The sequence below is a fragment of the Stenotrophomonas sp. YJH_SMC_80 genome, assembly GCF_059372495.1.
This window is the reverse complement of record NZ_JCAFVP010000013.1, coordinates 55,894-72,993: the sequence shown is the minus strand read 5'-3', so window position 1 is coordinate 72,993 and position 17,100 is coordinate 55,894. Positions and strand designations below refer to the sequence as shown.

At 67.2% G+C, this 17,100-nt stretch carries 18 protein-coding genes; 10 read left to right on the top strand and 8 right to left on the bottom strand.

The window, feature by feature from the left end; all coding sequences use genetic code 11:
- Window positions 1–94 precede the first annotated feature (94 nt).
- Window positions 95–1,021 carry a LysR family transcriptional regulator gene (locus tag AC5P99_RS17770; RefSeq protein ID WP_024956507.1) on the bottom strand — a complete coding sequence of 309 codons (927 nt, stop codon included), beginning with the start codon at window positions 1,019–1,021 and terminating at the stop codon, window positions 95–97.
- 151 nt (window positions 1,022–1,172) lie between these two features.
- Between AC5P99_RS17770 and AC5P99_RS17765 the strand changes: the two genes are divergently transcribed.
- From AC5P99_RS17765 to AC5P99_RS17740, 6 genes are all read left to right on the top strand, one after another.
- On the top strand, window positions 1,173–2,039 hold the full coding sequence (locus tag AC5P99_RS17765) for a pirin family protein (RefSeq protein ID WP_005409867.1): 867 nt from the start codon (window positions 1,173–1,175) through the stop codon (window positions 2,037–2,039).
- Window positions 2,040–2,111: 72 nt separating this feature from the next.
- The gene (locus tag AC5P99_RS17760; RefSeq protein ID WP_005409868.1) at window positions 2,112–2,792 is read left to right on the top strand and encodes a hydrolase; all 681 of its coding nucleotides are present in this window, start codon (window positions 2,112–2,114) and stop codon (window positions 2,790–2,792) included.
- A 77-nt stretch (window positions 2,793–2,869) separates the two neighbouring features.
- Window positions 2,870–4,291, top strand: a complete 1,422-nt coding sequence (locus AC5P99_RS17755) for an alginate export family protein (protein WP_141097917.1) — start codon at window positions 2,870–2,872, stop codon at window positions 4,289–4,291.
- A gap of 120 nt (window positions 4,292–4,411) precedes the next feature.
- The gene (locus tag AC5P99_RS17750; RefSeq protein ID WP_495213373.1) at window positions 4,412–6,073 is read left to right on the top strand and encodes an amidohydrolase; all 1,662 of its coding nucleotides are present in this window, start codon (window positions 4,412–4,414) and stop codon (window positions 6,071–6,073) included.
- A gap of 87 nt (window positions 6,074–6,160) precedes the next feature.
- Window positions 6,161–6,802 (top strand): hydrolase, encoded by a 642-nt coding sequence (locus AC5P99_RS17745; RefSeq protein ID WP_005409869.1) that lies wholly within the window; start codon window positions 6,161–6,163, stop codon window positions 6,800–6,802.
- An 84-nt stretch (window positions 6,803–6,886) separates the two neighbouring features.
- Window positions 6,887–7,285 carry an OsmC family protein gene (locus AC5P99_RS17740; protein WP_005413631.1) on the top strand — a complete coding sequence of 133 codons (399 nt, stop codon included), beginning with the start codon at window positions 6,887–6,889 and terminating at the stop codon, window positions 7,283–7,285.
- A gap of 42 nt (window positions 7,286–7,327) precedes the next feature.
- Here AC5P99_RS17740 and AC5P99_RS17735 read toward each other — a convergent pair whose 3' ends face one another.
- The 6 genes from AC5P99_RS17735 to AC5P99_RS17710 all read right to left on the bottom strand — a co-directional run bounded on the left by AC5P99_RS17735 (window position 7,328) and on the right by AC5P99_RS17710 (window position 14,111).
- A complete protein-coding gene (locus tag AC5P99_RS17735; protein ID WP_005409871.1) occupies window positions 7,328–7,657 on the bottom strand; it encodes a hypothetical protein in 330 nt (109 codons plus the stop codon).
- A 97-nt stretch (window positions 7,658–7,754) separates the two neighbouring features.
- A complete protein-coding gene (locus AC5P99_RS17730; protein WP_099523609.1) occupies window positions 7,755–9,500 on the bottom strand; it encodes a putative porin in 1,746 nt (581 codons plus the stop codon).
- Between the two features lie 42 nt (window positions 9,501–9,542).
- Complete coding sequence (locus AC5P99_RS17725) at window positions 9,543–10,208, bottom strand: TonB family protein (RefSeq protein ID WP_038646013.1); 666 nt, start codon at window positions 10,206–10,208, stop codon at window positions 9,543–9,545.
- Between the two features lie 39 nt (window positions 10,209–10,247).
- The gene (locus AC5P99_RS17720) at window positions 10,248–10,661 is read right to left on the bottom strand and encodes an ExbD/TolR family protein (RefSeq protein ID WP_005409874.1); all 414 of its coding nucleotides are present in this window, start codon (window positions 10,659–10,661) and stop codon (window positions 10,248–10,250) included.
- Window positions 10,662–10,671: 10 nt separating this feature from the next.
- Window positions 10,672–12,456 carry a DUF2341 domain-containing protein gene (locus AC5P99_RS17715; protein WP_049454606.1) on the bottom strand — a complete coding sequence of 595 codons (1,785 nt, stop codon included), beginning with the start codon at window positions 12,454–12,456 and terminating at the stop codon, window positions 10,672–10,674.
- Window positions 12,457–12,494: 38 nt separating this feature from the next.
- Window positions 12,495–14,111: a ShlB/FhaC/HecB family hemolysin secretion/activation protein gene (locus AC5P99_RS17710; protein ID WP_329753014.1), complete on the bottom strand. Its 1,617-nt coding sequence runs from the start codon at window positions 14,109–14,111 to the stop codon at window positions 12,495–12,497.
- A gap of 201 nt (window positions 14,112–14,312) precedes the next feature.
- Between AC5P99_RS17710 and AC5P99_RS17705 the strand changes: the two genes are divergently transcribed.
- On the top strand, window positions 14,313–14,648 hold the full coding sequence (locus AC5P99_RS17705; RefSeq protein WP_088435983.1) for a hypothetical protein: 336 nt from the start codon (window positions 14,313–14,315) through the stop codon (window positions 14,646–14,648).
- A gap of 130 nt (window positions 14,649–14,778) precedes the next feature.
- Here AC5P99_RS17705 and AC5P99_RS17700 read toward each other — a convergent pair whose 3' ends face one another.
- The gene (locus AC5P99_RS17700; RefSeq protein WP_005413637.1) at window positions 14,779–15,240 is read right to left on the bottom strand and encodes a hypothetical protein; all 462 of its coding nucleotides are present in this window, start codon (window positions 15,238–15,240) and stop codon (window positions 14,779–14,781) included.
- 103 nt (window positions 15,241–15,343) lie between these two features.
- Between AC5P99_RS17700 and gspH the strand changes: the two genes are divergently transcribed.
- Genes gspH through AC5P99_RS17685 form a run of 3 tightly spaced genes read left to right on the top strand, consistent with a single transcriptional unit; the run spans window position 15,344 to window position 16,760 of the window.
- The gene (gspH, locus tag AC5P99_RS17695; protein WP_049396082.1) at window positions 15,344–15,790 is read left to right on the top strand and encodes a type II secretion system minor pseudopilin GspH; all 447 of its coding nucleotides are present in this window, start codon (window positions 15,344–15,346) and stop codon (window positions 15,788–15,790) included.
- Window positions 15,791–15,798: 8 nt separating this feature from the next.
- Window positions 15,799–16,149, top strand: a complete 351-nt coding sequence (gspI, locus tag AC5P99_RS17690) for a type II secretion system minor pseudopilin GspI (RefSeq protein ID WP_329753015.1) — start codon at window positions 15,799–15,801, stop codon at window positions 16,147–16,149.
- Complete coding sequence (locus AC5P99_RS17685; RefSeq protein WP_329753027.1) at window positions 16,146–16,760, top strand: prepilin-type N-terminal cleavage/methylation domain-containing protein; 615 nt, start codon at window positions 16,146–16,148, stop codon at window positions 16,758–16,760. Before gspI ends, AC5P99_RS17685 begins: the two co-directional genes overlap by 4 nt.
- Window positions 16,761–17,100: the final 340 nt, after the last annotated feature.

Below are 17,100 nucleotides of genomic sequence, written 5' to 3'. Positions count from 1 at the left end.
GCCCGTCGCGCGGCACCAGGATCATCCACGCATGGCGTGGATCTACCAGGCGGTGGCGGATCCAGTAGATCCACGCCATGCGTGGATGGAAGAGCTAGGGTTCCTCCAGCGCCTCGAAGCGTTCGGCGAGGTAATCGATCAGTGCACGCACCGCCGGCAACAGGCCGCGTCGCGACGGGAACACCGCGTGCACGATGCCGTGCTTGGGCACCCACTCCGGCAGCACCGGCACCAGCGCGCCACTGGCCAGTTCGTCACTGATCATCATCCGCGGCAGCATCAGCAACCCCACCCCGGCCACCGCAGCGGTGCGCAACGCAATCATGTCATCGCTGACCAGCCGCGGGCGATGATGCACGCTGGCCAGCACGTCGCCCGGCCCGGTGTATTCCCATACATGCTGCTGGCTGGGCGATGCCAGATCGACGGTCGGCATCATCGCCAGGTCGGCCGGCACCTGCGGCGTGCCCAGCCGCTGCAGCAGCGCCGGACTGGCACTGGTACACCAGACGCGACGCGCCAGCACGCGTACCACCAGGTCGCTGTCCTCCAGTGGCGGCGGCCGCACCCGAATCGCCACGTCCACACCCTCGCCCACCACGTCGACGCGCCGGTTGGTGGCGTCCAGCTGCACCGTCACCTGCGGGTGCTGGGCCAGGAAGTCGGCCAGCATCGGGCCGATGCGCGCGTGCAGGATCGCGATCGGGCACGCCAGGCGGATCGTGCCGCGCGGCTCGGCGCGCGACATCGCAATCGCTTCTTCGGCTGCTTCGGCTTCGACCAGCATCGCCTTGCAGTGGCGGTAGTAGTCCTGGCCGACCTCGGTGACCGAGAAACGCCGGGTCGAGCGCTGGATCAGGCGCACGCCCAACCGTTCCTCCAGCAGCGCGATGCGCCGGCTCAGTTTCGACTTCGGCATGGCCAGCGCCCGACCGGCCTGCGAGAAGCCGCCGTGCTCGACCACCATGGCGAAGTAGAACAGGTCGTTGAGGTCGCAACGGCGGATATCAGCGATGAACACGGGGCGATCTCCTGTGGCGCAAGGCGCGCACCCATTGTTCACCAGATAGGACTATGACGGCAAATATTGGCGTCTACCGGCCCAATTGTCGCGGCGATATCGTCTCCTGCAACGAAGAACAGCGGCCGGCAGCCCCGGCCAGGAGATCGCCATGAAGCGTGTCACCGGTACCTACAGCGCCCCGCGCCCGCACTGGGTGGGCGACGGATTCCCCGCCCGCTCGATGTTTTCCTACAACACCCACGGCCAGCACCTGAGCCCGTTCCTGCTGCTGGACTACGCCGGCCCTTATACCTTCGCCCCCAGCGATACCCCGCGCGGGGTCGGCCAGCATCCGCATCGCGGTTTCGAGACCGTCACCATCGTCTATGAGGGCGAGGTCGCCCACCGCGATTCAACCGGCGCCGGCGGCACCATCGGCCCGGGTGACGTGCAGTGGATGACCGCGGCCTCCGGCATCCTCCACGAGGAGTTCCACACACCGGAGTTCAGCAAGCGCGGCGGCACGCTGGACATGGTGCAGCTGTGGGTGAACCTGCCGGCGCAGGACAAGATGGGTGCACCGGGCTACCAGACCCTGCTCGACGCACAGATCCCCTCGGTTGAACTGCCTGAAGGCGCCGGCCGGGTGCGTGTCATCGCCGGCCGCTTCGACGGTCATGCCGGCCCGGCCCGCACCCACACGCCGATGGATGTCTGGGACATCCGCCTGCGGCAGGGCCACCACGCCGAACTGCCGGTGGCCGATGGCCGCACGCTGGCGCTGGTGGTGCTGAAGGGCACGGTGCGGATCAACGGCGGCCAGCCGGTCGGCGAGGCACAGCTGGTCACCTTCGACCGCAGCGGCGAGGACGTGTTCGTCGACGCCGACAGCGACGCCACCGTGCTGCTGCTCAGCGGTGAACCGATCGACGAGCCGGTGGTGGGCTATGGCCCGTTCGTGATGAACAGCCAAGCCGAGATCGCGCAGGCGGTCAACGACTTCAACAGCGGCCGCTTCGGCCAGATCGCGCACTGATCGTTTCAATGCGGCGGGCATTGGCCCGCCGCACCTTCCGGGCCATCGCCCACCTTCTCCAGGAGACTGACCATGAGTACCCCCGCCAACTTCAACGGTGCCCGCCCGGTGATCGATCCGGACAACGCTGCGATGCTGCTGATCGACCATCAGAGCGGCCTGTTCCAGACCATCGGTGACATGCCGTTCACCAGCGTGCGCGCCCACGCCACCGCGCTGGCGAAGATGGCCACGCTGGCAAAGATGCCAGTGATCACCACCGCCTCTGTTCCGCAGGGCCCGAACGGCCCGCTGATCCCGGAGATCCACGACGCGGCCCCGCATGCCCAGTACGTGGCACGCAAGGGTGAGATCAACGCCTGGGACAACCCGGAATTCGTTGCCGCGGTGAAGGCCACCGGCCGCAAGCAGCTGATCATTGCCGGCACCATCACCAGCGTGTGCATGGCCTTCCCGTCGATCGCCGCCGTTGCCGATGGCTACCAGGTGTTCGCGGTCATCGACGCGTCTGGCACCTACTCGAAGATGGCCGAGGAGATCACCCTGGCCCGCGTGGTGCAGGCCGGCGTGGTGCCGATGGACACCGCCGCGGTGGCCTCGGAGATCCAGCGCACCTGGAACCGCGACGATGCCCAGCAGTGGGCCGAGGTCTACACGAAGATCTTCCCGAACTACCAGCTGCTGATCGAAAGCTACCTGAAGGCGCAGGACGTGCAGAAGAACCACGAACAGCTGGATTCGCAGCGCAGCTGACGCCATGCGGGGCGGTGCGCCGCAGCGCCGCCGCCCTGCTGTGTCTTTCCTTCTTCCATCCTGCACCGGAGGCGATCATGCGTTGGCCAGGTTCCCCTGCAGCGGGCATCGCGGCGCGTTCGATGGGCGCGCTTGCCGCCCTGTTAGCCGCTGCAGCCGGCGCGGAAGAGATCGTGCCGTCACCACCCGCCATCGATCCGTGGCGCTACAGCGAAGACTACCGCTACCTGCAGGATCCGGCCTTCCGTTCCGGCGCCTGGTGGGAGAAGGGAAAATGGATGCCGTTCGGTGCATCCGGCAGCCTGACCGTCGGCGCCGAGTTGCGTGCGCGCTACGAGCACTACACCCGTAATGAGTTCGGGCACGCACCTGTCAAGCGCGACGGCAGTGCGCTCTATCGTGCGCTGCCGTATGCCGATCTGAAGCTCAACGAGCATGCCAGGGTCTTCACCCAGCTCAACCTGACCCATGCCCGTCGCGACGACAGCACCATCGGCCCGGTGGACGATACCGGCGCCGAGGTCCTGCAGGGCTTCGTCGATCTTTCGCTGCCCTCGCGCGACGCAGGTGCGACCTTGCGCGTGGGCCGGCTGGTACTGGCCTACGGCAGCGAGCGCCTGGTTTCGGTGCGCTATGGACCCAATGTCCTGCGCGCATTCGATGGTGGCCTGCTCGCGTGGCGGACGTCGCACTCACGTACCGAAGCCTTCCTGCTGCGCCCGGTACGCAATGCCATGGGTTCCTTCAATGACCGTGGTGATCCGCAGCGGCGCGTGTGGGGCGTGTACACCACCTTCCAGGACCCCGGAAACCACCGCGATACCGGCCTGGATCTCTACTACCTGGGCCTGTCCAGCGATCGCACCCGCTACGATCAGGGAGAAGGTGCCGAAACCCGCAATACGCTGGGCAGTCGCTGGTTCGGCCGTCGCAACGGATGGAGCTGGGACCTGGAGGGGTTCTTCCAGTACGGCAGTTTCGCCGGCGCGCCGGTACGTGCGTGGTCGGTCGCCAGCGATGTGCGCCATCGCTTCGATGCGTGGCCGCTGTCGCCACGGCTCGGCCTGAAGGCCAACATCATCAGCGGCGACCGTGACCCCGACGATCGCGCGTTGCAGACCTTCAACATGATGTTCCCGAAGGGCAAGTACTTCGGCGAAAGCGGCCAGGTCGGCCCGAGCAACCTGATCAACCTGCACCCCTCGCTGGAACTGGATCTGGGTGGTGGCTGGTCATTGGCCAGTGCAGTCGTCTTCTACTGGCGGCAGAGCGCGCGCGACGGCGTGTATGGCGTTGCCGGAAACCTGCTGCGGCCGGCGGGCAACAGCCGCGCCCGGTACATCGGCACGCAGGCGGATCTGGTACTGGGGCGCGAGATCTCCCGCCAGCTCAGCGTCGAAGCGGCCTATTCGATCTTCAGGCCGGGGCGCTTCATCCGGGACACCGGGCGCGCCGACACCGTCCATTTCATCGGCCTTGAGGCGCTCTGGCGCTACTGAGGCCGCGACGCCCCAACAACCCGCCGATGGCGGATACACATCACCGGGGAAGCACTGGATGCCTCCGCCACCCCAACGCCCCGCGGCGATTGCCCCCTCCCCCCAGAGCGAGACACTTCCATGCGCGTACTGCTCCTCCTCTTCATGCTTGTGCTGCCAACCGTGGCGGCAGCGGCCGAGCCGGCCGACCTGGTGCTGCGCAATGGCCTGCTGTTGACCCAGGACAGCAATACGCCACGTGCCAGCGCGCTTGCCATCCGCGGCGAGCGAATCCTGGCGGTCGGCAGTGACCGCGCCATGCAACGTCATATCGGCCCCAGCACCCGGGTCATCGACCTGCAACGGCGCACCGTCGTTCCGGGCCTGATCGACACGCACATCCACGCAGTCCGTGGCGGCCAGACGTTCACCTTCGAAACCTACTGGTTCGACGCTCCCACGCTGTCCGAGGCGCTGCAGCGGCTGCAGCGCGAAGCCCAGCGCAAGCCTGACGGGCAATGGGCCGCCGTGGTCGGTGCGTGGCATCCCGAACAGTTCGCGGAGGGCCGGGCCCCGACCCGCGCCGAGCTCGATGCCGCCCTGCCAGACAGGCCGGTCTACGTGCAGCATCTGTACGACTTCGCCCTGCTCAACCGTGCCGGCATCGCAGCGCTGGATCTGCAGGGCGAGCAGCCCCGCCTGCCCCCGGGCATCATCGTCGAGCGCGACAATGACGGACAGGCCACCGGCCGCCTGTCCGGTGGCATCGGTCCATTCAATGCACTGTTCGCGCAGATCAGTGCCAGCGCCGATCACGAAAAGAGCCTGCGGACCTTCTTCGCTGCCCTCAACGCGCAGGGCGTGACCGGTTTCATCGATCCCTCCGCCGGCCCACCATCGTCCTACGAAACATTGTTCAAGCTACGCGACCAGGGCGGGCTGACGCTGCGCGCCGGCTACCGCATTCCGGCCGGCACCCACGGTGATGAAGCCGAGTGGTTCCGCAACGTGATGGCGTTCCGCCCGAACCGGCACGACGATGGCGACATCGCCTTTCTCGGCCTGGGTGAGAACCTGGTCACCGCCATGAACGACGGCGTCCTGATGGGGCCTGGCTTCGATCCGCCGGCCGAGGCCCGGCAGGAGCTGATCGAGGTCGCCCGGCTGGCCGCGGAGCGGCGCATCCCGCTGGAGATCCACGCATACACCGATGATGCCGCCGATGCCATCCTGGACGCTTTCGAGGTGGTGGCGCGCGATCATGACCTGCGGCCGCTGCGCTGGGCGATCGCGCACCTGAACACCGGGTCACAGCGGACGTTGCAGCGCATGGCCCGGCTCGGGCTGGCCTACAGCGTACAGATGGGACCGTACTTCGAAACCACCGCGATCCATGCCGCCAACACGGCACAGGTTGCGGCGTCCAGCGCCCCGGTGCGGGCCGCGATGGCGCTAGGCATTCCGGTGGCGGGTGGCACCGACTCCACCCGCATCGGCGTGGCAGGCGTCTGGCAGGCCATCCAGTACCACGTTGACGGCCAGCCACTGGCAGGCGTGCGCCGCAGCGAGGACAACCTCATCACCCGCGATGCGGCACTGCGCCTGTTCACCCGCAATGCGGCCTGGCTGTCGTTTGCCGAAGACGAGCGCGGCTCTCTCACCGCGGGAAAGCTGGCTGATCTGGCTGTGCTCGACCAACCCTACCTGACCATGCCGGCCCGTCGCATCCACTCGCTGCGCTCGCTGCTCACCCTGGTCGGCGGCCGCATCGTGCACGACAGCGGCGCCCTGGACGCCGAATAGCCGCGTCCCCTGCCCTGCCATCCTGCCCCTGCCCGCCCCCGGGCATTCCCCCGCGGCCTCGCGCCGCTCCTGCAATGGAGACCCACCATGTCCAGTGAACCGATCCGCGACCCGGCCAGCGATCATCTGCTGACCCCGCAGAATTCCGCCTTCATCATCATCGACTACCAGCCGGTGCAGGTGAACTCCATCGCCTCGATGGACCGCCAGCTGCTGGTCAACAACATCGTCGGCACCGCCAAAGCCGCCGTCGCCTATGGTTTGCCGATCGTGCATTCGACGGTGAACGTCAAGACCGGCCTGAACAAGCCGCCGATTCCGCAGCTGCGCAAGGTGCTGGGTGACTACCCCACCTACGACCGCACCACCATCAACTCTTGGGAGGACGTCGAGTTCCGCAAGGCGGTGGAAGCCACCGGCCGCCGCAAGCTGATCATGACCGCGCTGTGGACCGAGGCGTGCCTGACTTTCCCGGCCCTGGATGCGTTGAAGGAAGGCTATGAGGTGTATGTGGTGGTCGACGCCGTCGGCGGCACCTCGCTGGCCGCGCACGATGCGGCGCTGCGCCGCATCGAACAGGCCGGTGGCCAGCTGATCAGCGTGCCACAGCTGTTCTGCGAGCTGCAGCGCGACTGGGCCCGTTCGGAAACGGTGCCGGCCTTCATGAACCTCTTCATTGAAACCGGTGGTACGGCAGGCATCCAGTTCTCGTACGATCGTACCGAGTGATTGGATGGCGGCGCCGGTCCTGGCCGGCGCCGCCTTTTGGAGCAGTCGAACATGGCTCGACGCCACAGACAGATGGAGAACGTGATGGCCTACGCACGCATTGTTTCAACCGCCGACAACTACCTGCACCACATCAGCAATGGCACATTCGCCGTGGATGCGGACGAGCCCGCCTCGTTGGGCGGCCAGGGCAAGGGCTTCGCACCGTTCGACCTGTACCTGGCCTCGCTGGCGGCGTGCACCGCCATCACCCTGCGCATGTACGCGCAGCGCAAGGGGTGGGAACTGGGCGAGTTCCATGCCGAGCTGCGTTCGGAACGTGACGCGGATGGTCGCTTCCATGTGCACCGCGTGCTGCATGCCAGCGCCGAGCTGAGCGATGCGCAGTGGCAGCGGTTGCTGGAGGTGGTGGAAAAGACCCCGGTGACCCTGGTGATGCGCGAGGGTGCGCGCATCACCAGTGAGCGTGGGGCTGCAGCGTAATCCCATCCACGCATGGCGTGGATCTACTGTAGAGGCGAAAGCTCAGCGCCGTGAATGCAGCACGGTGCGCTGGCGCATCGCGTTGAATTCCTGCTCCACCTGCTGGATGTCTTCGGCCTGGAAACCGGCCGCATCCAGCAGCTGGTCGGCGGCAGCGGCGGCCAGCGGATCATCGTCACGCTGGCGCCAGCAGCGCGCCGGCAGGAAATAGCCCACCTCGCTGCGCCCGCGCATGATCACCACCGGCCGGCCTGCATACAGCAGGAACTCGGCCAGGTGCTGGCGCAGGCCCTCGACGGAAACATAGGCCGGCCCAACACCCAGCATCTGGCTGGACGGTTCGGGGCTCTCGAACAGCTTGCGACGGCTCATCCACTCCTCCTTTTGAACAACGCGTGGTCTCCTTTCCTTAGACGGGCGCATCGCTGCGCCCCCGCCACGCACTACGTGATCCGCATCACGCCGCCACTCAGAAGCCGGTATTGAACTCCAGCTGGAACACGTCGATCGACAGCGGCGCGCCGGACACTTCCTTGGCCGCCATCCACTTGCCGCTGATCCAGCTGCGTGCATCCAGCGCGTAGGCGCCGCCCACGTAGTAGCCGCGGGCGTTGGTGCCGCCCAGGTGGAAGTTCGGATCGTTGTAGGCGTCGGGCAGCGCATCGGCCTCGATGTGCTTGTAGCCCAGCAGCGCCTGCCACTGACCCTTCTCCTTCAGCTCGGTGGCACCGAAGGTGGCCTGCACCATCCACGCGGTGTCGCCGCTACGGAAGGTATCGATGCCGACAGTATCGCCGGCGCCGTAGTTGTTGACGATGCCGTTCTGGGCGCGGCTGAACATGGCCTGCTTGTCGTAGGCCAGGTTGCGGATGTAATCGCCGTCCAGGCGCAGACCGATGCCCTGCGCCAGCTGTGTATCCCAGCGCAGGTTCAAGGTAGCCAGGCGGAAGGCCGAGGCCAGGCCGACATACTGCGGGGTCGGCGTACCGGCCGGGTCCTGCGGATTGCGCGCGATGTTCCGGATCAGCATCAGCGTGTTGCCCTTCTGCATGAACGCCGGGCGCGACCAGTCGGTGTCGCAGCCTACCGCGCCCGAATACAGCGAGCACGTTGAGGACAGCCGGCCGCTGATGTTCTTGAAGTCGTAGTAGCCCAGCGCGGCACGCACTGCGTTGTCGTCGTTGAAGCGCCAGTTCACGCCCACCTGGGCACCGGACAGCCACTTGTTCTCGTTCGGAGTCTTGACCTTGCTCTGGCTCGGCGAGCTGTCGGAGGTGTACTCCAGCGGCACCACCGCGAGGTTGCCGAACAGGTCGAGGTCGCCATCGTCGAAGTCATACTTCAGGTTCGCGGCCAGGCCATCGAAGTTGAGGTCGTTGGAGAACAGCGTGTCGCTGGTCCAGAACGGATTGCCGAAGCGGCCGCCGCGCACCGTCACCCAGTCAGCCGGGCTGTAGGCCAGCCAGGCCTGGTCCAGCCACACGTCCTTCTTGCTCAGGCCGCCACCCAGCTGCTCGGTGGTCGACACCGGGCCATTGCTGCTGCCGCTGGCCAGGCGCACGCCGGCCGTGGTGTGCTGGCCAATGGTTGCCTCGATGCCCAGGCGCGCGCGGATGCGCCACAGGTTGCGGCGGTCCTGGCGGGTGTTCAGCAGTGGCGGCAGCTGCAGGTTGGTGTTGGTGTTGGTGTCGAAGCCGTTGCCGGAATTGATCGACGACCAGTTGCTCACGATGTCGCTGTTGCGTTCGGAGAAGAAGCGCGACTCGCTGCGCACGCGCATGTCACCGGTGACCTTGATTCGCTTGGTCCATTCGGCCACTTCGTTCGGTGCCGCCCAGCCTTCGGACTTGGCCTGCGCCATCACGTCCTGGCGCACTTCGTCACGAATGCCGTCGCGCACGCTCTGCGGCACGTAGGGCACGCGCACGTCGCCAGCCTCCAGGGCCACGCCACCGCTGGCGGCCGAAGGTGCGGTGGCTGCACCGCGCTGGGCGGCCGCTGCTTCAGCCTCGGCCTGCACCAGCAATGCCTGGCCGTCTTCGGGCTTCAGCGCGCCGCTGGCGATCAGGCCCTTGATCAGCTTGACCATGGTCGTTTCGGCGGCCATCGCACCGGCCGGGGCGGCCAGGCTGAGCAGCACGGCGCAGCACAGCAGCGCCCGTCGGGCCGGCCGCGGGCGGCGGGAGTCGGTTCGTGCGCGGACGTGGTCGTTCATCACGGTTCTCATCGAAAGAAGGGAAATCACGGAGGTCGGGAATCAGGCCCCGGGCCGGCGGCCCTGGATCAGCACGCGGGCGGGGAAATCAAGCGACGCTGGGGGTGCCTGGTCGACCTTGCCGATGCGACGCAGTGCATCGAGCACGGCCGCGTCGGCCTCCTCGTTGCCACTGCCACGCACCAGTTCGACCTTTTCCAGGCGGCCGTCGTTGGCCAGCCACACATTCACCTGCAGCTGGAACGCCAGGCGCTTGACCTTGTCGTCGCGCGAGATCGCCTGCTGCATCAGGTAGCCCAGGTAGCGGCCGTAGGTAGCGTTGCCGGCGCCACCACGGCCAACGCCGGACGAACCGCCGCCACTGCCGGACTGGATACCGAAGTTGTCACCACCGGCCTGCGCATCGGCATTCATCGTTACCGGGTCGGCGTTGTCCGGGGTCGGGGTCGGCTCTTCGGCCGGCGTCGGCTGATCCAGCGGCTCCGGCTCGGGAATGGCCTCTTCCGGCGGCGTTTCGGGTTCCGGCGGCTTTTCCGGTGGCGGCGGCGGCGGCGGAGGGGGCGGCGGCAGCGCCAGCATCGGCGGCTGCACCACCGGCCGACGGGTACTGGCAGTGTCCCTGAACAGCATCCACCACACGGCGATGCCGAGCACCAGCAACGCGGCCAGCACCAGCGCGACGGTCACCAGCAACTGGCGACCGCGCATGCCGGGCTCCGGCCGAGGGGGTTGATGGGCCGTCATGCCTCAGCCCTGCGCCTTGCCGGTGACCAGGCCGACCTGGGCCAGCTCCAGCCGCCGCAGCAGGTCCAGCACCTCGACCACGCGGGCGTACTGCACCTGCGCATCACCGCGCACGATCACCGGGAAATCCGGCGTGGTCGCGCGCTCGGTGCGCAGCCGGTCTTCCAGTTCGGCCATCGTCACCGGGTAGGCGTCCAGGAACACCTGTCCACTGGGGTCGATGGTGATCGCCTTGGTCTTCGGCTTCTCCAGCGCGACGCTGTTGCTCGCCTTCGGCAGGTTGACCTCGATGCCGGGGATGGAGGCGTTGCTGGTCAGGATGAAGATCACCAGCACCACCAGCAGCACGTCGACGAAGGGCGTCACGTTGATGCCCTTCTCGCGCTTCTTGATGCCGAACTTCGCCTTCTGGCCCATGGCGTGCCCCTCAGCCCTGGACCGCGGCCGGGCCGCGCCCGTCCTGCTCTTCGGCCAGGCGCGCGGCGAACTCGTCGATGAACACTGCCATGTCCGCACCGATCGCTTCGGCACGCGCGCCCAGGTAGTTGTAGCCGAACAGCGCCGGGATCGCGACGCCGAGGCCGGCTGCGGTACACAGCAGCGCCGCGGCCATGCCCGGCGCCACCGAATTGATGTCCACCGCGCCAGCCATCGCCGCCACCACGAACACCAGCATGATGCCGATCACGGTACCGAACAGGCCCACGTACGGCGCGCCTTCGATGGTGGTCGACAGCCAGTTCATCCGCCGCGCCATCGCTTCCTGCTCACGCACCATCACCGCATCCATCGAGGCGCGGATCGCCGCAATGGTGGCACCACTGAGATAACCACTATTGCCGTCGCGCTGGTGACGCTGCTGCATTTCATCGATGGCCACCTGGTAGATGCGCCACAGCGAACCGTCGTGCATCGCGGTGGGTGCCTTGCCCTGGCGGTCCATGTCGGACAGGGTGCGCAGCGGCACACCGGACAGCTTGCCGAAGCTCTCGGTGAACACTGCATTGGCCTTGCTGGTACGGCCGAAGTGCCGCCCCTTGGCGATCATGATCGCCCACGACAGCAGCATCATCAGGCCCAGGATGGCGACCACCACCCAGGCGTCGAACGGCATCGCCTTGAGAATGAAGGCGAAGTGGCTCTGCCCGGCGGACTGCTCGTCGGCGCCGTAGCTGATCAGGCGCGAGTCGGCGCCCTGCGCGGTGGCATCGGCCAGCAGCAGCGCGGCCGGACGTGCCACGCGCGAGATACGCAGCTCATCCAGCGCGCCCTCGAAGCTGGCCAGCGGCTGCACCGCGCCCGGCGCATCGGCGCCCACCACCGGCGCGGTGGTCAGCGCCGGCAGCTCGCCGCTCAGCTGGGCGACCACGCGGCCATTGAGGTACAACTGCAGTGCGCCCTTCTCTGCGGTCAGCGCCACATGCGCCCACTGCCCTTCCGGAACCGGCTGCGCCGGCGTGCTGCGCTGGCCATTGAGCTGCACGAACGGCACCCGGTTTTCGATGCCCAGCACCAGTTCGGACGCACCGTCGCGACGCGCGTAGATCGCCTGTGCAGCGTTGTTGCTGCCTGGCTTGATCCAGGCCGAAACAGTGAGCGGCGCGCCCGCCTCCTGCGCAAGCGATGCGCTGGCCGGCAGCGGCAGCGGGGCTGCACCCAACTGAACGCCGCGGCCGATCACCGAGCCTTCCGATGGCGGCACCACGGCACCGGCATTGTTGCCATAAGCGGTGGTGTCGCGTGCCGGCGCATTGGCCTCGGCGAAGTGGTAGACCAGCGTATAGTCCGGATCGAACACCTGCTGGCCGTTGCCGCTGGCGGGGGCCTTTTCATTGCCGTAGTACATCCAGATCGTCTGCGGTGCCGCAGCGCTGACCGCCGGCACGTCCACCCAGACCAGGGCCAGGCCCAGCTTGGGATCGAACTGTTCGATCTGGTGGGCCAGCACGGTGCGGCCATCACCCGAGACAAAGCGCAGGTCGTTGCCCGCATCCTGGGTGCCGTCGAAGCCGAAGTTGCCGGTGTGCAGGCGCAGCAGCAGCGGCGTGCGACCCGGATCACCGGCCAGGCCCGCGCCCTGCGGGCCGGCGTCGACAGTGATCGGCTTGCGGTACTTCCATTCGGCCTGCCACCAATTGGCATCGGCCGCAGCGGCCGGCAGCGCAACCAGCGCGGCCAGCAGCAACAACACTCGGGAAAGCAAACGGTCCATGCGAAGGGTCTCCGGAGAACGCATGTTCAAGGGAAGGGTCAGTAACTGGTGCTGATGTTGAAATGCAGGCGTGGGTCGTCCTTGCGCGTGACCGGGCCATCGGCATACGGCCAGGCGTAGTCCAGACGAAGTTGGAGGTGTTCACCCAGGCGCAGCTGCGCGCCCAGACCGACCGAGGCCAGGTTGTACTTGTCGCGCTGTTCGGGCAGCGGCTGGCGCAGGCGCAGGTAGGCCGCGTCGGCAAAGCTGTAGACACGCAGGTCGGTGCCGCTCCACAGCGACCACGCAGGCGTGCGCCATTCCAGGCTGGCCAGGCCGCCGTAATCGCCGATCGCCTCGGCCGACAGATAGCCGCGCACGGTGTACATGCCACCGGCGGCGAACTGCTCGGCCGACACCAGCGGCGCATCGGTCACCTGCAACGAGCCGCGTACATACCACTGCCAGTCGCTGCTGAACGTGTGCGTGTTGGCGACGTCCGCCTTGAACGCGACGAAACTGGGGTCTGCCCAGTAGCGCTTCTGCCCGAACCCGATGGCATCACTGCCATAGCCGAACAGACGACGGGTACCGGCCACCAGCTGCGTGTTGATACTCAACTGATCCTTCTCGCCCTGGCGCACACCGACAAACCCCAGGGTGATCGGCGCGTACTTCAGCGGCGTCTTCAGGCTCTCCTTGCCCATCTGCGTGTCTTCCTCGGTGTCCTTGAAGTCCACGCCGAGGCTGAGCTGGCGCCACCACTGGCTGCTGCCGGCCAGTCGATAGTTGAGCTTGAGACCGATCGAATGGCCGTTGCCGATCACATTGGTTCCGGTGCCGGTACCGACCTGTCCGCCCGCGTTCAGCACGCGGCTGTCGGACTTGTAGCCGGAGGCTTCCAGGCTCCACGGCGTGCCTTCGAACGGCATCGTGTACGAGGCCGAGAACACCTTGGCCTGCTTTGTATCTTCCGGCGCCAGGTACACGCCGATGTTGGCGCTGTGCCCCCGCTTCCACAGGTTGTCGTAGGCCAGCGACGCACTCAGGCGCAGCTTCTCGGTGTCTGCGCTGTGGTCGTTGTTGAGTGACGCGCTGGCACGCCACGGCGACTTCTCTTCGACCTGCAGGTCCACATCCATCGTGCCCGGCACCTGGCCTTCGCGCACCAGCGGCATCACCTGGCGACGCCCGCCCTCATTCAGTGCGGTCAGTTCCTTCTGCGCCTGGTCGAAGTCCGGCACCTTGCCCTCGGCAAGTGCCGGTACGCGTTCGAGGATGCGTTCGGGCGATTCGTGCTTCGTCCCCACGACCCGCAGCTGGCCAATCGGTGTCTGCTGTACCTTCAGCAGCACCACGCCACCGCTGACCTGCTGCTCGGGCAGCTCCACGTAGACCGACTGGTAGCCCGCCTGCTGGTACAGCGCATTGACGGCATCGCGTGCCTTCTCGACATCGGCCAGGGTCTTTCCCGGTCCGAGGAAGGGTTCGACCGCGCGTTCGATCTGGCGCGGATCGAGCACGGTGTTGCCGCGCACGATGTACTCATTGATGTTCACGCTGGGCGCGGGCGCCGCCTCCTGCGCGAACAGCGGCAGTGGCAGCGCCGCCAGGGCCAGCACCAGCGGATGCAGGCGCAGCGGGAGGCGGACGGCTCGGCACGGAACAGGAGTCATCGAAGGCATCGCGTCGTATCGAAGGAAAGGGCCATGGAGCGGCGCGTGGGTCTACCAACAGGACGTGTACGTCGCGTCAAAACCGCCAACAGTTTTGTGACAGCACTGTCATCTTTTGACGGCACCGCAACGCACGCAGGCGGACCCTGCCTTCTCCACACGTCTTCATTGCAGAACGTCGATTGCTGCGGAAGATTCGAGATGCGTGAATCACTGATGGTGGAACTGCGCGCTGCCCTCATCCTTGCGTTGCTGCTGGTGCTGGCCCCGGTGCGCGCCGACGAGGCGAAGAAGCAGGAAGACGCCGCGCCCTGCATCGAAGTACAGGTCAATGGCGAGCGCATTCCGGCCTGGGACTGCCTGCAGCGCAAGTTGGCGCCGGCATCGAAAGCGGCGAAGTCACCGGCACTGCCGGAGGCCGAGCGGCTGATGCGGCAGCCGGGCAACCAGCTGATGCAGTACAACCTGGAAGGCGCGCGACAGCGCATGGGCGATGCCTTTGGTCGTTCGGTGGTACCGCAGCGTCCGGCGCGATGAGCCTGCGCGGCCGTAGGGCCGAGCCCACGCCTGGCAGGATTTGAAGGGTCGAGCTATCGCTCGGCAGGATTCTGTAGAGTCGAGCCAGGCTCGACTGTTCTTCCAGACGCAGCCGAGCGTAGGCTCGGCACTACGGTGCCGCGGGCACGATGCCATCGCTCGGCACCGGCGGCAGCTCAGGCACCGGCAGGCTGCGCAACTGCCCCGCCTGGTTCAGCTCCACCGCGTTGGCGCTGATGCTGGCGAGAACCGTGCAGGGCCCCAACCGCTGGCCCGGCGCGTAGGCTTCGGCAGGACGGCCATCCACCGAAAGCAGCGCCAGCGGCGCGTGGTCGCCGGCCATCACGCCCAGCACGACCACCTCGGTCTGCACCGCACCGGGGGACAGCAACCGCACCAGCGGCAGGCTGGCCACTGCATCGAACAGGGGGCGTGCAGGGACCTCTGCGTGCGTTTCGCTGGCCGCAGCCGTCGGTGCCACCGCAGACAGGGTCACGCCCCAATAGGCCACCACCGCCAGCAGCAGCGTCGCCGCCAGCAGGGTCAACATGCGATTGCGATCCCAGCGCCTGCCATCCATGTTCCGCACCATCGCCACGTTCGTGTCTGCCCACGCTAGCAGCTGCCGCTGACGCTTTTGTTTCATCATGCGGGCCTACGCTGGCAGGCATCGACCTGGACAGGAGGCAACGTCGATGCAGCACGTGCCGCGTGGTTTCACCCTGCTGGAACTGATGGTGGTGCTGGTGATCATCGGCATCTGCACGGCGGGCATCGGCCTTGGCCTGGGCAGCCTGCTCGATCCGGGCCGGCAGCTGCGGCAGGAAGCTGAACGGCTGGCGCAGCGCCTGCAGGTGGCGCGTGACGAGGCGCGCATCGATGGCCGCCCCCTGCGCTGGCAGGCCGACGCCGCCGGCTACCGCTTCAGCCGCCGCGAGGGCACCCGCTGGGTTGACGTGCAGCGCGATGACCTTCTGCGTCCGCAGCAATGGCAACCGGCGGGCATCGCGGTGCAACCGACCACGCCGATTGAACTGAGCCCGGAGTGGATCGGCGTGGCGTGGGAGCTGAGGTTGTCGTTGCAGGGCCGCCAGCTGCGTCTTCGTGACGATGGCAGCGGACAGTTGCAGGTCGTGCAGTGAAGCGGAACATGCGCGGGTTCACCCTGATCGAAGTGCTGATCGCATTGGCGATCGTTTCGATTGCGCTGGCGGCGGTGATGCGTTCGGTGGCGGTGGCGACCGATGATCAATCGCGCCTGCGCGACCGTCGGCTGGCACTGATGTGTGCGCAGGACCGCTGGCAGGAGCTGCGCCTGGCCGGGCAGCCTCCGCAGGATGCACGGCAGCGCTGCGTGCAGGGGCGCAGCAGTTTCCTGGTGCTGCAGCATGTCGGCACCGGGAGTGACGGACAGCCGCAACTGGAACTCAGCGTGGTGGCCGAAGATGCACCGCGGCAATCGCTGGCGCGGATACAGCTGCCGTGGACGGCGGCGCAATGAAGCGTACCGCAGCAGGTTTCACCCTGATCGAGGTGATGATCGCGATCACCATCATGGGCGTACTCGCGCTGATCTGCTGGCGGACGCTCGACAGCGTGGCCAGCAGCGACCAACGCCTGCGCCGGGCCGATGCCGAGACCACGACGGCGCTGCGCGTGCTGCAGCAGTTCCAGCGCGACATCGAGATGCGCGCCGACGACGAACTGATGAACGGCGCAGTGCGCCCGGCGGATCAGCCTCAGCGCCTGCTACCCCCTTCACTGGTGAGCGAACGGCATCCGGATGGAAGCTTCGCGCTGGAGATCACCCGCAGCTTGGGCAGCGACGGGTTGCGCTGGCAACGTGTTCGCTGGTGGCGACAGGGAAGCACGCTGTGGCGGGCCAGTAGCGCTGCGACGGATCGCTACCCTTTGCCCGCACCGGATCAGTCAAAGGGGATCGCGGTGGCGCAGGATGTGCAGCGATTCGAGGTACGCGCCTGGCAGCCGGGCGCCGGGTGGGCGCTGCTACCGAGCAAAGGCGAGGTGCTGCCGGCCACCGGGCTGGAACTGCGGTTGGGCCTGCGCGATGGGCGTGGGCCGTTGAGTTACCGGCGCGTGCTGGAGCTTTAGGATTCCTTCCAGGCAAAGCATCCACGCATGGCGTGGATCTACTGCCGAGCGGCTTCTACTGCCCGGCCTGCTTTGGTGGGTGCCGACCGTTGGTCGGCACTGAGGCTGGCCCAGCCATCCACGCATGGCGCGGATCTACTGCCGAGCCTGCCGCCGGGTGCCCTCCTGCACCCGGCGGCGCCGTGTCGGTGGTCCTCACCGCTGATGGCCGCTCCCTGCCCTCCGTGCCATCCTGGCTGGGGCCGCTGCCGTTCCGTGGCGGCTGGCCCGATGCTGTTCGTTCTTTCGGCCCGGTCGCATCCACGCATGGCGTGGATCTACGGTGGTGCCGACCGTTGGC